The sequence below is a fragment of the Streptomyces sp. NPDC059679 genome (genome assembly GCF_042734105.1).
Classification (GTDB): Bacteria; Actinomycetota; Actinomycetes; order Streptomycetales; family Streptomycetaceae; genus Streptomyces.
Genome location: NZ_JBHWES010000007.1, coordinates 149,040 through 166,132, shown reverse-complemented (window position 1 = coordinate 166,132; position 17,093 = coordinate 149,040). Strand labels below are relative to the sequence as shown.

Below are 17,093 nucleotides of genomic sequence, written 5' to 3'. Positions count from 1 at the left end.
CGCCCAGAAGTGCTGAGCAGCTGCCGCCAAGACTCGACGTGAGCACATCGCCTCAGCCTCGGACCGCGCCGAACACCGTCAGCACCACTGCGGTGACGCTGGCCAGGACAGCGATGGTCGGCAGTGGCCACCTCCCCTTCTCCAAGGACGTCACCCGCGCCTCCAGGTCTTCGACCGCCTTGTCAGTTTGGTCGCTGCGCTGTACCAGCAACGCCAACTGTCCATCGATTCGAGCAAGGCCGACTTCCAATGCGCTGCGCAGCTCGGCGAGGGCCAGCGCGATCTCTCCCTCTGGCATGGTGCCTCCTTGCGTGCGGCTTTGGGTTACGACATTGGGGTGGCCGGGTCGTGCTTGCCGGGTAGCCAGGACGCGGTGCCCGCACGTCCCAGCACCGTGCCGAGCGTGGACTTCAGCGCCGACAGGGCTGCGGGTATCGCGGACACGGCGGCGGCCTGCCACGCGGACAGCGACACCATGTCGGTGGTGCTGGAGGCAGCCATCAAGCCCAGGACCGACTCGAGGTACGTGGCGATGGTGCGTTCGGCGACGTCGGCGAGGGCCTGCGGCATGGGGTCGTGGTCCTGTTCCTGGGTGGTCGGGGCGGGCTCGGCGGGGCGGGCGGCATGCGGGACGCGCAGCGCGGTCCAGGTGTCCGGCCCGGGGACGCCGTCAGCTGCGGCTCCGTGATGCCCGCGCTTGATCTGCCAGGCGGCGTATGAGCGGCGGTGCGCGTCGCTCCACACCGGGCCGGGCCGAGTGTCGTAGGAGTCGCAGCCCTCGGCTATCAGCCGTTTCGCCATGGCCGCGATCACGGGCGACGACCGGCCTTCGCGGAAGAAGTCCTTGCCGGGGTAGGCGGCGTACTTCGGGACCGGCCTTGGCTTGGGGGCGGGCTTCGGCTTCGGAGTCGGCTTCGGCCTGTCCGGCGTCTGGCCGTCATCCTTGAGGTGGCGGGCAACACGGGCACGGAAGTCGTCCATGTCGATGCCGCCCGGGTCCGGCTTGCTCGGCTTCCACTCCTTGTGGCCGATGACGCTGTGCTCGTTCCAGCCGTGGGCGCGGCACACGGCCGCGGCGGCGCGAGCCATTGCATCCAGCTGGGCGGCGGGCCAGGGCTGGCTGCCGGTATTGATGCACTCGAAGCCGTAGAAGTGCCGGTTGCCGTCGGTGTCGGCCTCGTTGTCGCCCGGCAGGTTTGCCTTCTCCGCGATGACCGCGAGCAGGACGTCGGTGTCGCCCATGCCGGCGTGGTTGGTCCGGCCGTAACCGATCAGGTGGATCGTTCCGGATCGGTCGATCACGCCATGACACAACGGACCTGGAAGGTCCTGGTAGCCGACGCGGCACAGATCCACCATGTCGGCCTCGGACGAGTAGGGGCCAGTGTGGTGGATCATGACCCCGTTCACGGGGCCCCAGTTGCCATGGGTGTTGCGGTTGTGGGTGCGCCACTTGCCGTGCTCGACGACGCCGAGGCCCGCGTGCTTCAGCGTGGACAGGAATCTGTCCCCGCTCAATGGTGTTGCCACGCTCGCTTCGCCTTCTCCCCTGCGCCGTATGGCAGTCGGCCGTGCCCTGTCTGCGGGCCGGTCCCTCGGGGTTCGCTGCGAAGCAAGGGTGGAGGGTCACCCCGGCGATCATGGTACCCAGAGGCATCGGCGCCATCTCGGCGTGCGAACCCCGGGGGGCTTCTACTCCTCGTCGTCGCCATCAATGCGGCACGAAACACTGTCGAGGCTGAGCCAGGTGGCTCTCGCACTGCCGCCATCCTGGACCCGTAGAGTCACTTGGCCCTTGGGATCGATGTCGAGGTGGAGTTCACGGCGCGCCACATCGGAGGCGACCGGAACGGTGCGGTGCGCGGCAGGCCAGAAGCCCTCCGGCAGGAGCGCGACGACCGCTTCGTCTACGGCTCGGCCGCCCGAGAGTCCAATCCGGCCGCTGAGTTCCAGCATGTTCCACGGATCGGCGCGGATCTGCGGCGGCTGCGTGGCGTCGGGCACCGCCGTGTCTCCGGTAAGCGGCAGGTCCCGCCACGGCGGGTACGGCGCGCGTCGGGCCCGCTCCAGGGTGCTGACGCGTCGCTCCAGGCTGGCGATGCGGCGTGCGAGCGCATCGATCGTGTCCGGCATCTACTGCTCCTCCGTCTCGTCGCCGCTCTCCTCCGGCTTGACCGTGCGCTCAAGCTTCAGCGTCACGCGCTCCGGGGTCTCGCCCTCGCCGGGGCGCACGGTCCAGCCGACGATGCGGTTCCATCCGTCGTACTCGGTGTGCGGCTCGTGCAGCCGGACGCGTACGTCGTCGCCGACGCGTAGCGCCTCGATCGGAGCGGCGGGATGGTCGGTGATCTCCAGCTCGGTGAGCGTTGGCAGGATCTGCCGGGCCAGCCGTTCGCGGCGAGTGCGCTGCTTGAGCTTGGTCTCGTCCTTCGCACTGGTCTCCAGCTTGTGCTCCAGACGCAGCCGCCCATTGCGTACGCCGTCGACCACGACCTTGCGCTTCTTGCCTTCGCCGGCGCCGAGCACGATGACCCATTGAGCGTAGGAGTCGGCGTCCTTGATGACGTGGGGCTCGCCGACCACGTTGGCGCTGGTGGTGAAGGTCAGGTCTTCGCGGCGCCGACCGAGCCGCGGGGCGCCGAGGACTACGCGCCGCTCGGCTCGGCGACCGCGCCATGTGACGGTTTCGGTCCATTCCAGGCCGTCGTCGATGTTGGCCATCTCGTCGACGATCTCCCCCAGGTTGCGGGGGTCTGACTTGGAGGTGGTGTAGGGGTCCTTCGCGGTGCCGGCCTTCGCGTTCGACTTCGTGTCGTCCACGACGACTTGCAGGTCCCCGTCCGGCTGCTCTTGGGCGTACTCCCAGGCATCGCGGATGACCTGGCACGGGTCTGCCTCGATGTACGGACCACGCCCGTCGAGGTTGCCGTGGATGTCGAAGCGGCGGTGCAGGTAGCTGGTAAACCCGGATGCTTCGACAGGGAGTTTGGGGCCCTCTGGTTCGGCCCTCCACAGCAGCCCTCCCCACATCAGAATCGAGTTCCGCTCGACAAGGATCACCGCGTCGCCGGCGTCGTCAAGCATGTCGCTCATCGTGCGGGTGAACGTGGGATTCAGGGTCGCGCTGAGCGAGCCCGGTCCGGACTTCTCCGGGCCGAACTCGACTTCGGCCAGCGGCAGGTTCCAGTGCAGGACCTCGCCGGTGCCAGCACGGGCGATGATGTAGCGGTAGTCGGGCATCACACCGGGCTTTCCGTGAACTCGATGTCGGCGGTCACCGTGGTGCCTTTGGCCACGGTCAGGTCGCCATCGCCGTACTTGTCGATTTGATTGATCTGCACGGCCAAGTGCTGGCGGGTGCCGCGGTAGGCGGGCGGCAGGATGAAGGTGTCGGCGAGGGTCACGCTGGAGCGACGGGTGGTGGTGCCGTCGTCGTCGACTACGGTCAGCGGTGCGTTGTGTTCACCGAGGTGGGTACGCAGCTCTGCGTAGATGCTGCCGGCCTCGGCGCGCAGGCCCGAGAGGGTAACCACGGTGGTGGCCGTCGTCGCCCATGCCGGGATATCCAGATCCCAGGCGGCTTCCTTGGGCCAATTCGCCCACTGGCCGTGCTTGGCGGGCACCTTCTCGGTGTCCTTCGGGTGCACGGTGCGCATGGTCCGCTCGCTGCGCGGATTGGCGACCTGTCGCAGGTCGGTAATCATGTCGGTCGTGACCACCGCGGTGTTGCGGGGCAGCGTGAGGCGGGCCAGGGGTATGGCGGTCATCCCATGCGGCGCAGTGGTCGTGTCCTGGTCCACGCCCTGGACGAGGTGGAAGTAGCCGATGTCTTCTCGTCGTGGGTCGCGTTCGCCCTCGTACTCGGGGTCTTCGACGCGCAGGACGAGCAGGTCTGTACGGGCGAACGGGCCGGTCGGCGGGACCGCGACCACCGCGTCGCCGATGTTGCTCTGGGTGTACGCCCCCTGCCAGGCGCGTGCGCCGTGGATCAGAGCGGAGCCGTCGCCAACGCGCACGCCCGGGCCAGGAGTCTCCAGAGGGCGGACCTTGAGATCGCCGGCTTCGGCGATGCCCTGACGGCCGCGCGCCAGGTCGCGGATCATCAGGCGCATCGCTCGGGCGGAGTGGTTACCGCCATGCACCATCATCGGGGGCTGGACAAGGGTCACTGGTGCTCCAATCACAAGGCGGTGTACGCCGACCGCCACGACGCTTCGAGGCGCGCCGTGCCGGTGGGGTCGTCGCCGCTCCAACCGATCTCGGAGCGGCCACGCGGAATGGCGAACAGGTCAAGGCGCGACCGCGGGGTGAGGTCGTTGGCGACATTGACCTTCCCGTTGCGCAGGACCCAGCAGGAGCCGGGCCGGGTCTCCATTTCCACCCACTCCCCCGCTCGCAGCGACAGCCCGAGTTCCAGGACACGACCGGTGACGGTGTTCCAGATACGCGGGTTGGCGATCGGGCCGTGGACCCGGATGCTGGGCCAAGTCGACACGTTGCCGTAGTTCGTGATCCATCCGGGCCGGTCGAGTGGGTCCGCGGGGTCGCAGCCCGCTGGCGCGCACAGTGCCTGGTCCACCGTGCGGTCGGGGCTCTTGTACTTGGTGGCCTGGTCGAGACCCAACGTGAGGTGCGACGGCTCGTCGTCGTACCAGCGCGGGTCGGTGCCGACGAATTCGACGTCGAGCGGGATCCAACCGTTGATCGCCGTAGTGGTGCTGGTGGCCTCCGCGCGCCGCAGCCGACCGTACATGCGGCGAGTGCGGTGTCCAGGCCAGCGTCCGCGCAGCACGTGGCGGCCCTCGGGCCGGGTGCGGGCGCCCGGGTCGTCGAGGGCTAGCTCCAGTCGGGCAAGCAGGTCGGCGGCCATGGCCGGATCGCCGGGTGTCTTGATGCCGGCCTCGAACCGCAGGGTTCGGATGCCATAGAAGTCCTGGCCGGGGAAGGTGCCGTCCCCGGTCGGGTTGTCGACGTCTTGCGGCCGGGTGGCGGGCGAGCCGAGTCCTTCGATGTTCCCGATCGGGATGTGTGTGCCGTTGCCGAGGACGATGCCGCCGATCTCGAACTGCCACGGGGCCAGTTCGATGCGGGGCTGCTTGGTTAGCGTTGTCATCAGACCCTCCCGCCACGCTGCGCGTTGCGCAGGTTGCGCATCATTTCGTTGCCGATTTGCTCAGGTGTGGCGGAGCTGTCGGTGACCGTGACCGGCATGGTTCCGATCAGCGGCTGCTGCTCGCGCACGACGACGACCTGGACGCGCCCGCCGGCGCGGGCGTCGACCACGCGTGTGCGGGCGCGGTCGCTGCCGGTGCGCATGTCGAAGGCGCGCACCACACCCGCCATGACCTCCGTGTTCCGGGGCTGCTTGAACGAGCGGGCCAACATGGGGCTGTAGCCGCGGCCGGTCCGGCGTCGCATGCCGCCGTTGGCAAACCACTCGACCTGCCCGCCGAAGCGGCCGACGACTTCTTCGACCACCGCTTTGCTGCGGGTGCGCTTTTCCATCGCCATCGGCACATAGGCTTCACCGCCTGTCTCGGGCTCCGCCCAGACTCTCCAAGCACCTGCGGGGGCGATCTGCGCCACATGCCGCTCACGGCGTTGGGGGCGTCCGACACCGCCGTCCGCGAAGTAGTCGACAACTCCGCCCCGAGCCTGTTTGCGAAGGTTCTCCGCTTGGCGCCGTAGGGCGTCGGCCGTTTGGGAAGGCTGATCGCGGAGCGTGTCGAAGATGGTCACGTGACGGGTCGTGACGGTCACCGACTTGCCGCGCAGCGCGTCGATCCGCTGCTGGATGGCATCCGCCGCCTTGCGCGGCCCGCCCGTCGGAACGGTGACCCTGACGTTCTTCGAGCCAGGAACCTTCTCGATCCGGAAGCCCAGGGCCTCCAGCTCCTTACGTGCCTTGGCCGTGGGGGCGCGCACGATGACCGACTTCGCTCCGGGGGTCGCTCTGATCTTGGCTTGGACGGCCTCCAGGCTCTTGATCGCCGCCGCAGATGGTGCGGAGACACGCACGTGCTTCGAGTTCGGCGTCCGGCCGAGTTTGTCGATCAGCCCGTCCAGGTTCTTCCTGGCGGCAGCAGTCGGCGCGGTGATCTTGATTTGCCGGGTGCCCGGCACAGTCTTCACGGTGAAGCCGAGGGATCGCAGTCTCTGCTGCGCGCCGTCGCTCAGCGAGTCGACCTTGATCGTTTTTCGGTTCGGCAGCCGGTGAAATTCGGCCTGCACCGCGATCAGGTTCGCGAGCGTGCTGTCCATGCCCTTGGTCTGGAGCAGTAGCGAGACCTTCGAGGGCAGCAGGCCGAGGCTGTCGGCGACGCCTATTGCCTGGGCCTTGGTAAGACCGTAGCTCTGGGCGGCGCTGATCGCTTCGGCGCGCGCCCGGCTCATCTCCCCACGGGCCTTGGCCAGCGCGGTCGGCAGGTCCTCACCATTGCGCCGCGCGAGATCGTAGGTGGCCACCGCGGCGTCCGCCGTCGCATCCGAAAGTGCGGTGAGCTGGGTATACAGCTGCTGGCCGTTCCTCGTGGTGGTGTTGAGGGTCTGGTCCTCATTGACGAGCTGCTTGCCGCCATATCCCTGGTCTCGGTTGACATGCCGGCCGCCCTCCTTGAGATCGAGAACGGCCGAGTTGACCTTCGCCCTCGCAGCCTGGAGGGAGATCTGACCGCCGGAGAGCAGGTCGAGGGCGTCCTTGAGTGAGCGCGTGCGCTGGTCGGCGTCGGCTGTCTCGTCCGCCAGTCCGCCCACCGCCATCTTGAGCCGGTCATACGCGGTTGTTCCCTGGCCTGCCCCTCGTTGCGCTGCCGCAAGTTCCTTGGCCGACCTGGTCGCCTTCGCCGCGTCCCCGGACATGCCTTCCAGCGATTTCGCAGCCTCTTGGTAGGCCAACGCGCGCACCGCGAGGCGGTCGCGGTTGCTGTCACCACGGCTCGTCTTCTCGAAGGCGGCTCGCTGTTCTTTGGCGAGTGATCGCATCTTCGCCGCGAGCTGGTCCAAGCTCGTGCCCTGGCCAAGGTAGGCGTCCGTCACGTCTTTGAGCGAGTAGCCCGACAGCCGCATAGCGTCCATGAGGCTGGCGTTCATGTGTTGCAGCCGCTCGGCTTGGATGGTCTGAGCCGCTTGCTGGCGCACAGACTCGGTCACGACACCATTGGACTCACGCAAGGCATTCGCCAGTCCGTCGATGTTCGCCTTATGTTGTGCCGCTTTGGAAGCCGCCGTCTGCTGAGCCGAGGCCAGCATTCCCAGAACAACAGTTGCTCCAGCCAGCGCGGCCCCCCAAGGTCCCCCCATCGCACCGACAAGTCCGCTGAACGCGGAACGGAGCCCTGAACCGGCCGCACGAGTGACACCGTTCAGGGTGCCCATGAAGGTGACGCCCGCACCGTTGGCGCTACGGAACGCGGCCGTCATGTTGCCGAGAAAACCGACTCGGGCCTGCAACACTGCCCAGGCTGCGCCGTAGCGGGTCAGCGATACCCCGGCCGTCGCAGCGAGGTTCCGCTGCAGCTGCATCTGCTGGGCGAAACCCTGGAATGCACCGCGTACTGGCCCGCCGACCGTATTTGCAACGCTCATCAAGCCGGGCTGGAATCGGCGGAAAAGCAACAGGGCCAGGGCCGCCGACTGGATGGGGGCGGGCAATGCTCCGAAAACTCTGACCAGCCCGCCCACGGCGTGCCCGATGGGAACCAGGACAGCTGACAGGCCGGACACGGCGTTCATGGCGAGATTCGCGACCGTGACAAGGATGTCCAGGGTGCCCGCGGCAGCGCCGCCACCTTGGCTGATGCCAGATAGTGCGGCGACAACAGGTTCGGCACCTTGTGCGAGATTCTTGATGACCTCGCCGAGTGTCTGGGCAGCATTGATCAGCAAATTCAGCCCAGCGGCCAAGGCGTCTTCGCCCAATGCCGTGAGCGGGCCGACCAGCTGACGTGCTTCGTCGAGCAACCCTCCGAGCCCGGCCCCAGCCTTCGCCTTCAGCTCTGGTCCGTACAGGATGGCCAGGTTCCGGCCGTACTCCAGCGCCGTCGTGAGGTACGGAGTCGCACCGGCCATGCCACGCGTGAGCAGCCGGGTGACGTACTCCAGGCCGGGGGCCATGCCGTTGTACAGCGCCAGCCCGGTCTGCCGAGCCTGGGTGCGCAGCTGCGTCATCGCACCGGCCAGCCCCTGGCCACGGGATGCGGTGATGGACGCGGCGGCGCCGGTCTGCCGCACGGCCATCGACAGGTCGTCGAAGGATTCGGTTCCCTGGTGAGCCAGCGCAGCAGCCCCACTGAGTGCCGGTTTCCCGAAGGCCCGCGTAACACCTGCCGCAAAGTCCTTGTCGGACAGATCGTGTTCAGCTTTGGACAGACCGTCGATCACGACCCGAAGCCCGCGGAACTTTCCCTGGGCGTCCCAGGCATCGATCCCCAGATCCTTGAGCGCACGGCGCATCTGCGGTGTGGGTGCCGCGAGGTTCGCAAAGATTCCTCGCAGCGACGTTCCCGCGGTCTGCCCGAGGATGCCCGCCTTGCCGAGCATGCCGACCGCGGCCGCGGTGTCCTCCAGAGAGACGCCCAGCGCGTTAGCGACCGGCCCGGCGTACCGCATCGAGTAGTAGATGTCGGTGATGGAGCCGGAGGCGCTGTTGGCCGTGGCAGCCAGTGTGTCCGACGCCTTGGCCGCCTGATCAGCGCCGAGGCCGTACTGATCCATGATGTCGCCCAGGTAGCGGGCGCTTGTGGCAGCGTTGACGTCGGCTGCTGCCGCGAGTTGCAGCGAGGCGCGTACTGCGTCGATTGACTGGTCAGCTCGGAAGCCTGCCTTGCTCAGCTCGACCATGCCCTCGGCCGCGTCGGCTGCGGTAGAGCCCGGAAGCCTCAGGTCGTTGCCAAGCTCTTGGGCGACGACGGCGGCACGCTTCATCTGCGCTGCGGTGGCGTCGTTCACCGCGCGGAAGAGGTTCATCTGCCGCTGGTAGCGGTTGCCCTCCTCCACCATCTCGCCAGCGCCGAGGAGCAGGCCGCCACCAGCGAGCAGGTTGGTGGTGGAGATGCCGCGTCTGCCCGCGCCGGCCATGGCGCGCTGGAGTCGGGACATGGAGCGTGCCCCGTCGTCTCCGGCTGCTCGAAGGCTGGCACGGGCGGCCGAGGCGCGGGCAGAGATCCGGTTCAGCTCGCCGACGGCCGAACGCACAGAGCGGTTGAGCACGGCGAACTGGCTGGCGAGCCGGACCCCGTTCGCGTCCAGGCGCGTGAGGGACCGGTGGGCGGCGTCGGTACGGTCGGCGAGGGTCCGCATCTGGCCAGAGGCAGCGCGAGTTCCCGCGATCAGGTCGCGGACCTCGGCACGCATTGCCACGGTCAGGGTGAACCCGGCCACCGCAGGGACCTCCTTACATAGTCGTGCGGGGTTGATCAGGGTGTTCGCGGTACTGGGCGCGTGGCAGGAGCTGGATCTTCACGCCGTAGCCGGAGCGGTCCTGGGGAACGTGGTCACGCTCCTGCTCGATCAGCTCGCAGCCGGGGCAGCGCAGGGTGTCGGTGACGTAGGCGTGAGGGTCTCCGCCACGTTTGTGATCCCACTCCTCCGGCCGGGTGTGGCACTCGGGACACAGCAACCGCTGCCACTCCGCCCACGCCAACGCTTTGGCCCGGTCAAGCTCCGTCCACCGGCCGTCGTCGCCGAGGAACTGCGAGTGGGGGATCCGGAACCGCTCGCACAGCTCCAGCTCGGAGCGCAGTTGCGGGTCGCGGCTCAGTCTTTTCCCAGCTCCACCCGGCTTTCCTGCTGGACCTGCCACGCCGCGTCCCACAATGCGTTGGCGTCCGGTGCTGACCAGGTGTTCAGCAGCTCCTCTGCCTCCTCACGGCTCATGCCGTCTACCGAGGCCGCGGCGACCAGCGCCGCGGGGAAAGTGTCCGGGTTGAAGACCGCGCCTTCTTTGTTCTGCTGCTCGGTTGGCGGATGCTGAGCGATCAGCTCCTCGAGCACCGGGCGCGGCAGGGCGCGGAAGGTGAGGAAGTCCGATGCGGCGTCCAGTGCGGCTTTGGCCTCTTCGTACGCGGCAGCGGCGACATCAGCCTGCTGGGATGCCTGTTCATCACCGGGGTTGGCCTCGGCCACGAACCGGGCACTCCGAGCGGTCTGCTCGGCCTCCTCGAACCGCTGGCGCAGCTGATCGTCGTCGCAGATTCGGAGTTTGTTCTGCGGTCGGGCGCGGTGGCGCAGGCGGTCCATCTTGGCTGCCCAGGCCCCCTCCACCGATGAGGCGGTAGAGGGGGACGGCGGGCGCTTGGCCGGAGAGGGGCGCGACATGCTCACTCCTCGTCGCTGTGCTCGCGGACCGTGGCAGCGGCCTTGGTGGTGCTCGTGACGGTGACGTCGAGGTGATCACCGTTGTGATCGTGGTGGCCGTGCTCGTGGTTGTCGTCGCAGTCCTCGTGCTGCACCGGCTTGGGCAGAGTGTGGAACGCCTCGGGTACCACGGAGTCGAGCGACGGCTCGTCGGTGATCGTGAAGTCAACCTTGAACTTGGCGGCCTCGTTGCCGGTCGAGTAGGTCGCCGCGCGGGTCGCGACCTGGACGGGGAAGACGTCGACGGAGCGCGACCCCGGGATGTCTCCCTTGCGAAGCAAAACGATGTAGCCCTTCGCCCCCTTGGGCAGATGCTGCTCGATCTCGTCCGAGTGCCGGTCCTCGTAGAAAGTCAGGCTGGAGTTCTCGGCCTTGTCGTTGCCGGGGATCGAGCTATTGAAGGTGCTGCCCATGTCAGGGGTCTCGATGGGATCGTTCTCTAGCGCCCAGCCCTCGATGTCCGAGACGGCGTTGGTCAGGTCGAATCGGTTGGGCTCGGAGATCTCCGTGCGGGTCGGCCACATCGGATCGTTGATCTTCTTGAGCCAGTAGATCTTGGAGATGCCACGCCGGAGGAATCGCGTGTGGGTGGTAGACGACTTCTTCAGGGACACAGGTCCGCTCCCGCTTCTGGGGCAGCGTCCCGTGCCGAGGCCCTGCCCCTTGAGGTTCCAAAGGGGGTTCGCCTGGCCTGGGGCCTAGCGTCCGCGCGGGCCTCCGCGGTGAGGATCAGCAGATGCGCTTCTTACGCAGGGGTCACCGTGATCGTGAACCTCTGCACATAGGACACGATAACGCCTGCCGCCGACACCGACTGGACTCCTGCGGCGTCGTAGTACAACTCTCTGTCGGACACGCATGCTTCGTGGAGGTACAGGTCATTGACCCATCCCTCGTCGGTCCGGCCGACGACTCCGGCTCGTACGCGATCGGCAAGCCACTGCACTTGGTCAGCACGCTCGCCAACTGAGGTCACTTGGTAGGACCAGGCCGCGTCCGCGTGCCAGTCCCAGAGAGGCGGGCCGCTGAAGTCACCTGGAAGCGAATCGAGGATGGTGTACGGCACTGAGGAGGGCTCCCACTCCCCTGAGTCCCCTTGGACACGGGGAAGCTCCCCAATACCGCAGGGACAATCGGTGGTCTTGGCGATGAGGGCGGCAAGCGCGCGGGTGACCGGCAGGCGCGCCGCACTCACGGCAGTACCCCGTCTACAAGAGCCTGGATGAAGGCGGGCTGTGTCTGCCGGAAGGCTGGCTCCACATGCGGGAAAGGCGGCTGTCGATAGTGGCGGCCAAGCGAGTCGACGCCGACAAAGCCATATTCCAGCCTTCGGGCTTGAGGAGCGTCGGAGAAGACCTCCGCCGTCACCTGACCGCCACCGGAGCGCATTCGTACGTCCCAGGAAGCACGGTACTGACCAGTGATCACTCGCGGCCCCGGCCGGCCGGAGGCGTTGTGCTGGATACGGACGCGCAGCAGCATCGCGTGGTGCCGCGCGATGGTGCGCGTACGGGCTCGCGCGGCCGGCCCCATGCGGGTCAGTGCGGCAGCCAACGCGATCGGATCACGGAACGCGGTCGCGTCTGGGTGTGCGTTCGGGTGCGGGTTCGCCGGGGCCATCAGTCGATCACCTGTACCCGGACGATGCGCACGACGCTGTACGTGCCGATGGCCTTGTCGGAGACTCGGAAGCGTCGGCCAACAAGCTGCGGATCTCGGGGACCATCCGGCCGTACCGATCCGGCGACGCGAACCACGTCATCAGGCCGTAGCTCCGGGGCCTGCACGGGAAGCACGGCCTGGTAGTCCGTCGTCGGCGGCTCCTTGGCAACCGCACTGCCGAGGGGCTTAGTGATCGCGGGCCTCCCCAGTGGCATCACCGCACCAAGCCCATCCCAGATCAATGCCTCGTCTGGTGTCGGCGCCATAAGCTTCCCCGTCCTCTCGTCCAGACGGTCGTCCGCGTGCCCCGCGCTGTCGCGCCACACTTCCAGCTTGTCGTCCAGGATGCGGCCGACGACGCGCCGCGCCCCATCCACGTCAAACGCCACGAGCCCATTCCCCGAGCTGAGTGAGCATGGCCCTCGTGAGCGAGTGCGGTCCCGTGTCGAGATCGGAGCGGGCGAGCGCGGCAGACTCCAGCTCTTCCGCATCGATGGCGTCGAGAAACGCGGCCGCCGCCGGACCGGGATCCGGCCCATCAGCGACGGAGACATGCGCCATCCCGGACCACTGGTTGCTTCCGCCATCGGTGACGTGAAAGAGAACGTGTGCGGGCTCGCCCAGGGTCTGGGTGATGGTGTACGCGCCGAGGGCACTCGGATCTACTCGTTTGCCGTCGATCTCGATGGTGGCTTCGTCGCCGTGGGCGGTGATCCGTACGTGGTGCTTGCCAGAGTCGTGGTGGTCCATTCATCTGACGCTAGAACCGCTGTCGGACACCTTCCTCTTACTGCTGGTCGGCCAACAGCCATCGGATGTTACAAGACATCCAACTGCTACACCTGGCGGTGGTATGTATCGCTCGTGAGCAGCAAGGTCAGGGCCATCACCGAGGGGTCGGTGAGGTTGTCCTGTCGTAGGGCACGGTGGCACATCAGTGTTCGCAGAGGCCACTCAACCTGATTTCCCCGCCTGAGGCTCCACTCTGGATACGTCAGATGGTTGGCGATCTATCGCTTATGAGTCCGTCGTGAGACAATCCGCCAGACGCTACGAACAGGAATTCTAGATATCTTTCATGCGCTTTTATTGCCTTGTCCTCCATTTCTCTCAATGGATCCCCCTCGGAGATCTGCCACCCTTTAGCGGCGGAGATCGCGAGTGACAAGGTCTGGTGGTACGAAGACAGCGCACTGCTTGCACTCATCGCCGCAAGCGTCACTGATCGTGGTCCTTCGATGTAGACGCCGATCTCATGTCCCCGTACATCCCTGTATTCGACCTCTGCTTGCCTAAACAGGCCTTCGGCCATGCTCGCGTCTTGCGCTGAAGCGCGTCGGGCCAGGCGTCCAGTTGCATCTCGACCTTATGCAGAGCCTCCCATGCCTTGTGGAGACCTTCTGCAAATGAGGTGTAGACCAGCCGCCTTGGCTCAGCGCGAACGCGAGCATGCTCGGCGCGCACTTGAAGAAGTCCATGGGAACGTGCGAGTAGCGCAGCTACGATACCCGCCCCTCCGGTACCGATGGAGCCCACGGTGGCGCCAAGAACGGCTGCAAGACCTGCGTCCATGGTCAGGAGTCTGAACGGACCTCCATGTGGTCCGTCTGGCACTTCAGGAAGCTGCTGTCCTACTTTCGTCGAACCGCGGTCGGTGTCCCGCCCGAAGGTTGAGCGACCGCGCTTCACCAGTCCACTGTGCCCTGCGTACAACCGATCAATGTTCGGTGAGGCTGTTCAGCCTTCAGCGCGACGGGGCAATTGTCACCGCGCCGAATTGCCGTTTGCCTGGAGGGCGGTCACCGTGCGGGTGAGCACCACATGACTGGAGTCCAGAGCGGCCGAGAGATCGCCGTACAGTCCGTCCGGAAGGTCACCCGCTCCGAGGGCGCAGGCTCGGACCAGGTCGTTGCAGCTCTGTACCTGCCTACCCGTGGCGAGCCCGGCCGCCAGAGGGTGCGCCAGGATCTCGCGGGCGGCGTATCCGTCGCGGGCCTCCGTAGCGCGCCGAACCAGGTCCTCGACAAGGTGACAGCCTGCGGGATGCTCGGCAGAGGCTACCGCGTCGAGGACCGTGAGTCCGAGCCGGATGTCGAAGACCGTCATGCCCGGCTCCGCCTTGCGGTCGAGGTAGCTACCCACCAAGTCTGCCACCTGGTCATCAATGGGCTGGCTGGCATCGTGGTCGCACAGCACCGCCAGGCAAGCGGTGACGGCCTGCTCCCACGGCTCGCCAGGGACCGTGTTTGCAAGAAGTTCTGCGGCCTGGTCCGTGTCACCCTGGGTGAGGGCAGCGAGTACGGCGACTTGGCGGCCGTCGAGCATTCGTGTGCCTACGCCGCGGTGGCTCTGGATGTGGGCCAGGGCTTCGTCCCAGCGTCCCGTGGTCGTGAAACTCCGCGTGCCGTCAGCGAGGAGAACGCGCCACAGCCATGCACGCACCTCTTGGCGGTCCTCGACGGTTGCGGTGAGGTTCGCCGGGACCGCGATGCCGTCGACGACTACAGTGCCGCCCACGCGGACGGCTTCGTACAGGTCCAGAAGTCGCTGGCGGCCGTCGTCGGCGTGGCCGGCGCGGATCTGCAAGCGGGCGAGGCTGACCAAGGGTTCCAGCCCACGGATGGCGCTCATGGCGGGCAGCGAGCAGGCGTGCAGGTACACCTCGGCGTGCCGACGGCATATCGACCGGGCGAGGTCGGGAAGGCCGAGATCGGAGGCGACAAGCGCGGTCTGGTTGAAGACGGTAGAGGCCAACCCCTGCTCGCCCTGTTTCGCTGCCCTGGCGGCCAGTTCCACCAGGGCCCGCACACGGGCTGGCAGCGGCAGGCAGGCGGGCCGGAACCGGGCGACGAGCGGGAAACGCCTTGTTATCGGACCGTGCGGATCCATGTGTTCCCCCAGAGGCGACAGTGGCGCGGTGGAATGGGTCGGCCGGTGGTGCCCGTCTGCCACACCGACAGGCACCACCTTCTTCACATCCGGGCTGGCATCAGCGCCAGTCGACGACGATGCGGTTCAGCGAGGTGTCGAGAGCGAAGAGGCCAGGGGTCTGTTCAATCACCGGGGCGTCGAGCGGCTGGATCTCGAACGTGGCCTCACGACCGCGGTACTCGCGGTCCCAGGTGCGGATCGCCTCCGCGACCTTCGCGGTCAGTTCGTCGCTTCCGGGACCGTGGCCAATGACGCCGAACTCCCACAGCTTGCCGCCCTCGGGGGTCTTCTTCTCCGACAGGCGGCGGGCGAGATAGGTAACGGCGCCCTTGTCAACGGCCACGCTCGACGACGGGTAGGGGTCCTCGGTGAGGATGGTCCCCTTGGCGTCCTTCGGGAACAGCATTCGGATCAGACCGCTGGGCAGGGAGCAGGAGACGAAAAGCTCCATCCACTCCGGCGATTCCATGGCGCGGACCATCATCCCGGTCCACTCCTCGGTGCGCGGTTGCTCCAACACTCCGGCCAGGGCCTCGGCGTCGATGTGCTGCCCGGCGGGCGCCTGGAGCCGAACGGCGCCGTCCGTACTGAGCGGGATGACTCGGCGGTCGTCATCGGCAATGCCCCGTCGCAGCGGCATGAAGGTGTTCATCTTGCTGCTGATGCTCGTCCAGCGGCCGTCGCGCTGTTCGTAGGCGATGGAGCGGGACACGCTTCCCTTGAGGCGTTGGGGAACGACGACTCGGCCGCCGGGGGCGAGCTGGTCGAGCCAGGCGTGCGGCACACCGTGCGCGCCGACGGTGGCAATGACCCGGTCGTACGGGGCGCCGTCGGCGTGGCCGAGGGCCCCGTCGCGGGTCAGGACCTCGACGTTGGTGAACCCGGCGGCGGCGAGGTGCGCGCGGGCTCCTTCCACGAGGTCGTCGTCGACGTCGATGGTGGTGACGTGACCGGTCTCGCCGACCAGGTAGGCGATGAGGGCGGCGTTGTAGCCGGTGCCGGCGCCGAGTTCGAGAATGCGATCACCGGGCTGGGCTTCCAATTGGTCCAGCATGAGGGCGACGACTCCGGGCTGGGAGGCGCAGGAGATCGATGTGCCGTCGGTGTCGTATTTGTTGTTGACCGGCACGTTGGCGTAGGCGTCTTTGAGCGAAGCGTCCGGCACGAACAGGTGGCGGGGTACGGTGCGCAGCGCAGTCTCGACGACGGGTGTGCGGGCGTACCCGGATTCGCGGATCTTGTCGACCAGGGCGTTGCGGAGCCGTGCGGCCTCGGACTCGGGGGTGGCGATCGTGTCGGTTTTCACCGCCCCGACGCTAGTGGTTTCGGACGTGCCCTCTGCGGACGACGCGGTGTTGTCACTCGATCCCATGACTGCCTCTCGTGCGGTGTTGAACAGTGCGCTTTGGTCTTCTGAGGGGAGACCTGCGCGGTTGGCGTGGAAGATCACGTGGTGGGCGATGATGGCTCGCAGACCGCGCGTGAGCCCGCCCCCGGTGGCGAGGTAGGCGAGCGTCGTACCGGCCCGCTCAAAGGCGGCCACCCACTCGGCGTGTCCGTCGAGCGGGCCGCTCGAGCGGCACAGGCCGCGGGCGTCGACCGTCATCAGCTTCCGCATGGCCGGGCCCAGGGCGGCGGCCCGCTCGGGAGCGAGTTCGGTTGCCGGTCGGAGTGCGGCGGCCTTCGCCCACACATCGCCCTGCTCGAACCAGTCCAGATTGGCGGCCCTCATCATGGCGCTGATCAGGAGGACGGCGGTCTCCCGGCGGCCCAGCCGCCCGGTGCCGGGCTGATAGGTGAGCAGGTGACGGCTGTCCTCGTGGAACAGGTCGTGGGCGGCGTCCATGGCTTCGGTACCGCCGAAGGCGGAGGTCTCGGGCTCATAGATGCCAGGCGTCCACGACCGCACCGTGCCGTCGCCGACGAGGTCGCTCAGCAGGGACTCGATCAGTGGAGACGGCTCGGCAGCGCGGTAGCGCAGCGGCCAGGGCTGCTTGTTCATGAACCACCAGGCGGTGAGCTGTCGGTCTTTCTCAGCCTCGACCAGCATGGGAGCGACGCGTTCGGTGATGGCGCGCTTGCCGGTCTCACGGTCGGCGAAGGTGACGTTGTGCTGGTGCCAACGTTCCGAGGGCATAGCAGTGGTC

General features: G+C 67.3%; 14 protein-coding genes and 1 pseudogene. All 15 read right to left on the bottom strand.

Translation table 11 applies throughout. The annotated features are described in order from the left end of the window. Nucleotides 1–52: 52 nt before the first annotated feature. Nucleotides 53–298 (bottom strand): hypothetical protein, encoded by a 246-nt coding sequence (locus tag ACFV2X_RS11365; protein ID WP_385614363.1) that lies wholly within the window; start codon nucleotides 296–298, stop codon nucleotides 53–55. A gap of 323 nt (nucleotides 299–621) precedes the next feature. Beyond that, nucleotides 622–1,530: pseudogene (locus tag ACFV2X_RS11360) on the bottom strand (peptidoglycan-binding protein); the annotation flags it as partial. Between the two features lie 162 nt (nucleotides 1,531–1,692). Beyond that, nucleotides 1,693–2,133: a hypothetical protein gene (locus ACFV2X_RS11355; RefSeq protein WP_385614360.1), complete on the bottom strand. Its 441-nt coding sequence runs from the start codon at nucleotides 2,131–2,133 to the stop codon at nucleotides 1,693–1,695. Then, a complete protein-coding gene (locus ACFV2X_RS11350; RefSeq protein WP_385614358.1) occupies nucleotides 2,134–3,240 on the bottom strand; it encodes a hypothetical protein in 1,107 nt (368 codons plus the stop codon). Beyond that, nucleotides 3,240–4,112 (bottom strand): hypothetical protein, encoded by an 873-nt coding sequence (locus ACFV2X_RS11345; protein ID WP_385614355.1) that lies wholly within the window; start codon nucleotides 4,110–4,112, stop codon nucleotides 3,240–3,242. Before ACFV2X_RS11345 ends, ACFV2X_RS11350 begins: the two co-directional genes overlap by 1 nt. Nucleotides 4,113–4,180: 68 nt before the next feature. Next, the gene (locus ACFV2X_RS11340) at nucleotides 4,181–5,113 is read right to left on the bottom strand and encodes a hypothetical protein (RefSeq protein ID WP_385614352.1); all 933 of its coding nucleotides are present in this window, start codon (nucleotides 5,111–5,113) and stop codon (nucleotides 4,181–4,183) included. Next, nucleotides 5,113–9,378, bottom strand: a complete 4,266-nt coding sequence (locus ACFV2X_RS11335) for a phage tail tape measure protein (RefSeq protein WP_385614349.1) — start codon at nucleotides 9,376–9,378, stop codon at nucleotides 5,113–5,115. The genes ACFV2X_RS11340 and ACFV2X_RS11335 overlap by 1 nt, the downstream gene beginning before the upstream one ends. Before the next feature lie 13 nt (nucleotides 9,379–9,391). Continuing rightward, on the bottom strand, nucleotides 9,392–9,799 hold the full coding sequence (locus ACFV2X_RS11330; RefSeq protein WP_385614347.1) for a hypothetical protein: 408 nt from the start codon (nucleotides 9,797–9,799) through the stop codon (nucleotides 9,392–9,394). Then, nucleotides 9,754–10,236 (bottom strand): hypothetical protein, encoded by a 483-nt coding sequence (locus tag ACFV2X_RS11325; RefSeq protein WP_385614344.1) that lies wholly within the window; start codon nucleotides 10,234–10,236, stop codon nucleotides 9,754–9,756. The genes ACFV2X_RS11330 and ACFV2X_RS11325 overlap by 46 nt, the downstream gene beginning before the upstream one ends. A gap of 80 nt (nucleotides 10,237–10,316) precedes the next feature. Further along, nucleotides 10,317–10,967, bottom strand: a complete 651-nt coding sequence (locus ACFV2X_RS11320) for a hypothetical protein (RefSeq protein WP_385614342.1) — start codon at nucleotides 10,965–10,967, stop codon at nucleotides 10,317–10,319. A 577-nt stretch (nucleotides 10,968–11,544) separates the two neighbouring features. Further along, nucleotides 11,545–11,973, bottom strand: a complete 429-nt coding sequence (locus tag ACFV2X_RS11315) for an HK97 gp10 family phage protein (protein WP_385614340.1) — start codon at nucleotides 11,971–11,973, stop codon at nucleotides 11,545–11,547. Further along, nucleotides 11,973–12,404, bottom strand: a complete 432-nt coding sequence (locus ACFV2X_RS11310) for a DUF6093 family protein (RefSeq protein ID WP_385614337.1) — start codon at nucleotides 12,402–12,404, stop codon at nucleotides 11,973–11,975. Before ACFV2X_RS11310 ends, ACFV2X_RS11315 begins: the two co-directional genes overlap by 1 nt. Further along, nucleotides 12,394–12,765 (bottom strand): hypothetical protein, encoded by a 372-nt coding sequence (locus ACFV2X_RS11305; protein ID WP_385614334.1) that lies wholly within the window; start codon nucleotides 12,763–12,765, stop codon nucleotides 12,394–12,396. The genes ACFV2X_RS11310 and ACFV2X_RS11305 overlap by 11 nt, the downstream gene beginning before the upstream one ends. 1,014 nt (nucleotides 12,766–13,779) lie before the next feature. Continuing rightward, nucleotides 13,780–14,904 carry a hypothetical protein gene (locus ACFV2X_RS11300; protein WP_385614332.1) on the bottom strand — a complete coding sequence of 375 codons (1,125 nt, stop codon included), beginning with the start codon at nucleotides 14,902–14,904 and terminating at the stop codon, nucleotides 13,780–13,782. A gap of 100 nt (nucleotides 14,905–15,004) precedes the next feature. Beyond that, nucleotides 15,005–17,083, bottom strand: coding sequence for a methyltransferase, FxLD system (gene fxlM / locus ACFV2X_RS11295; RefSeq protein WP_385614329.1), 2,079 nt, complete (start codon nucleotides 17,081–17,083; stop codon nucleotides 15,005–15,007). Nucleotides 17,084–17,093 lie beyond the last annotated feature (10 nt).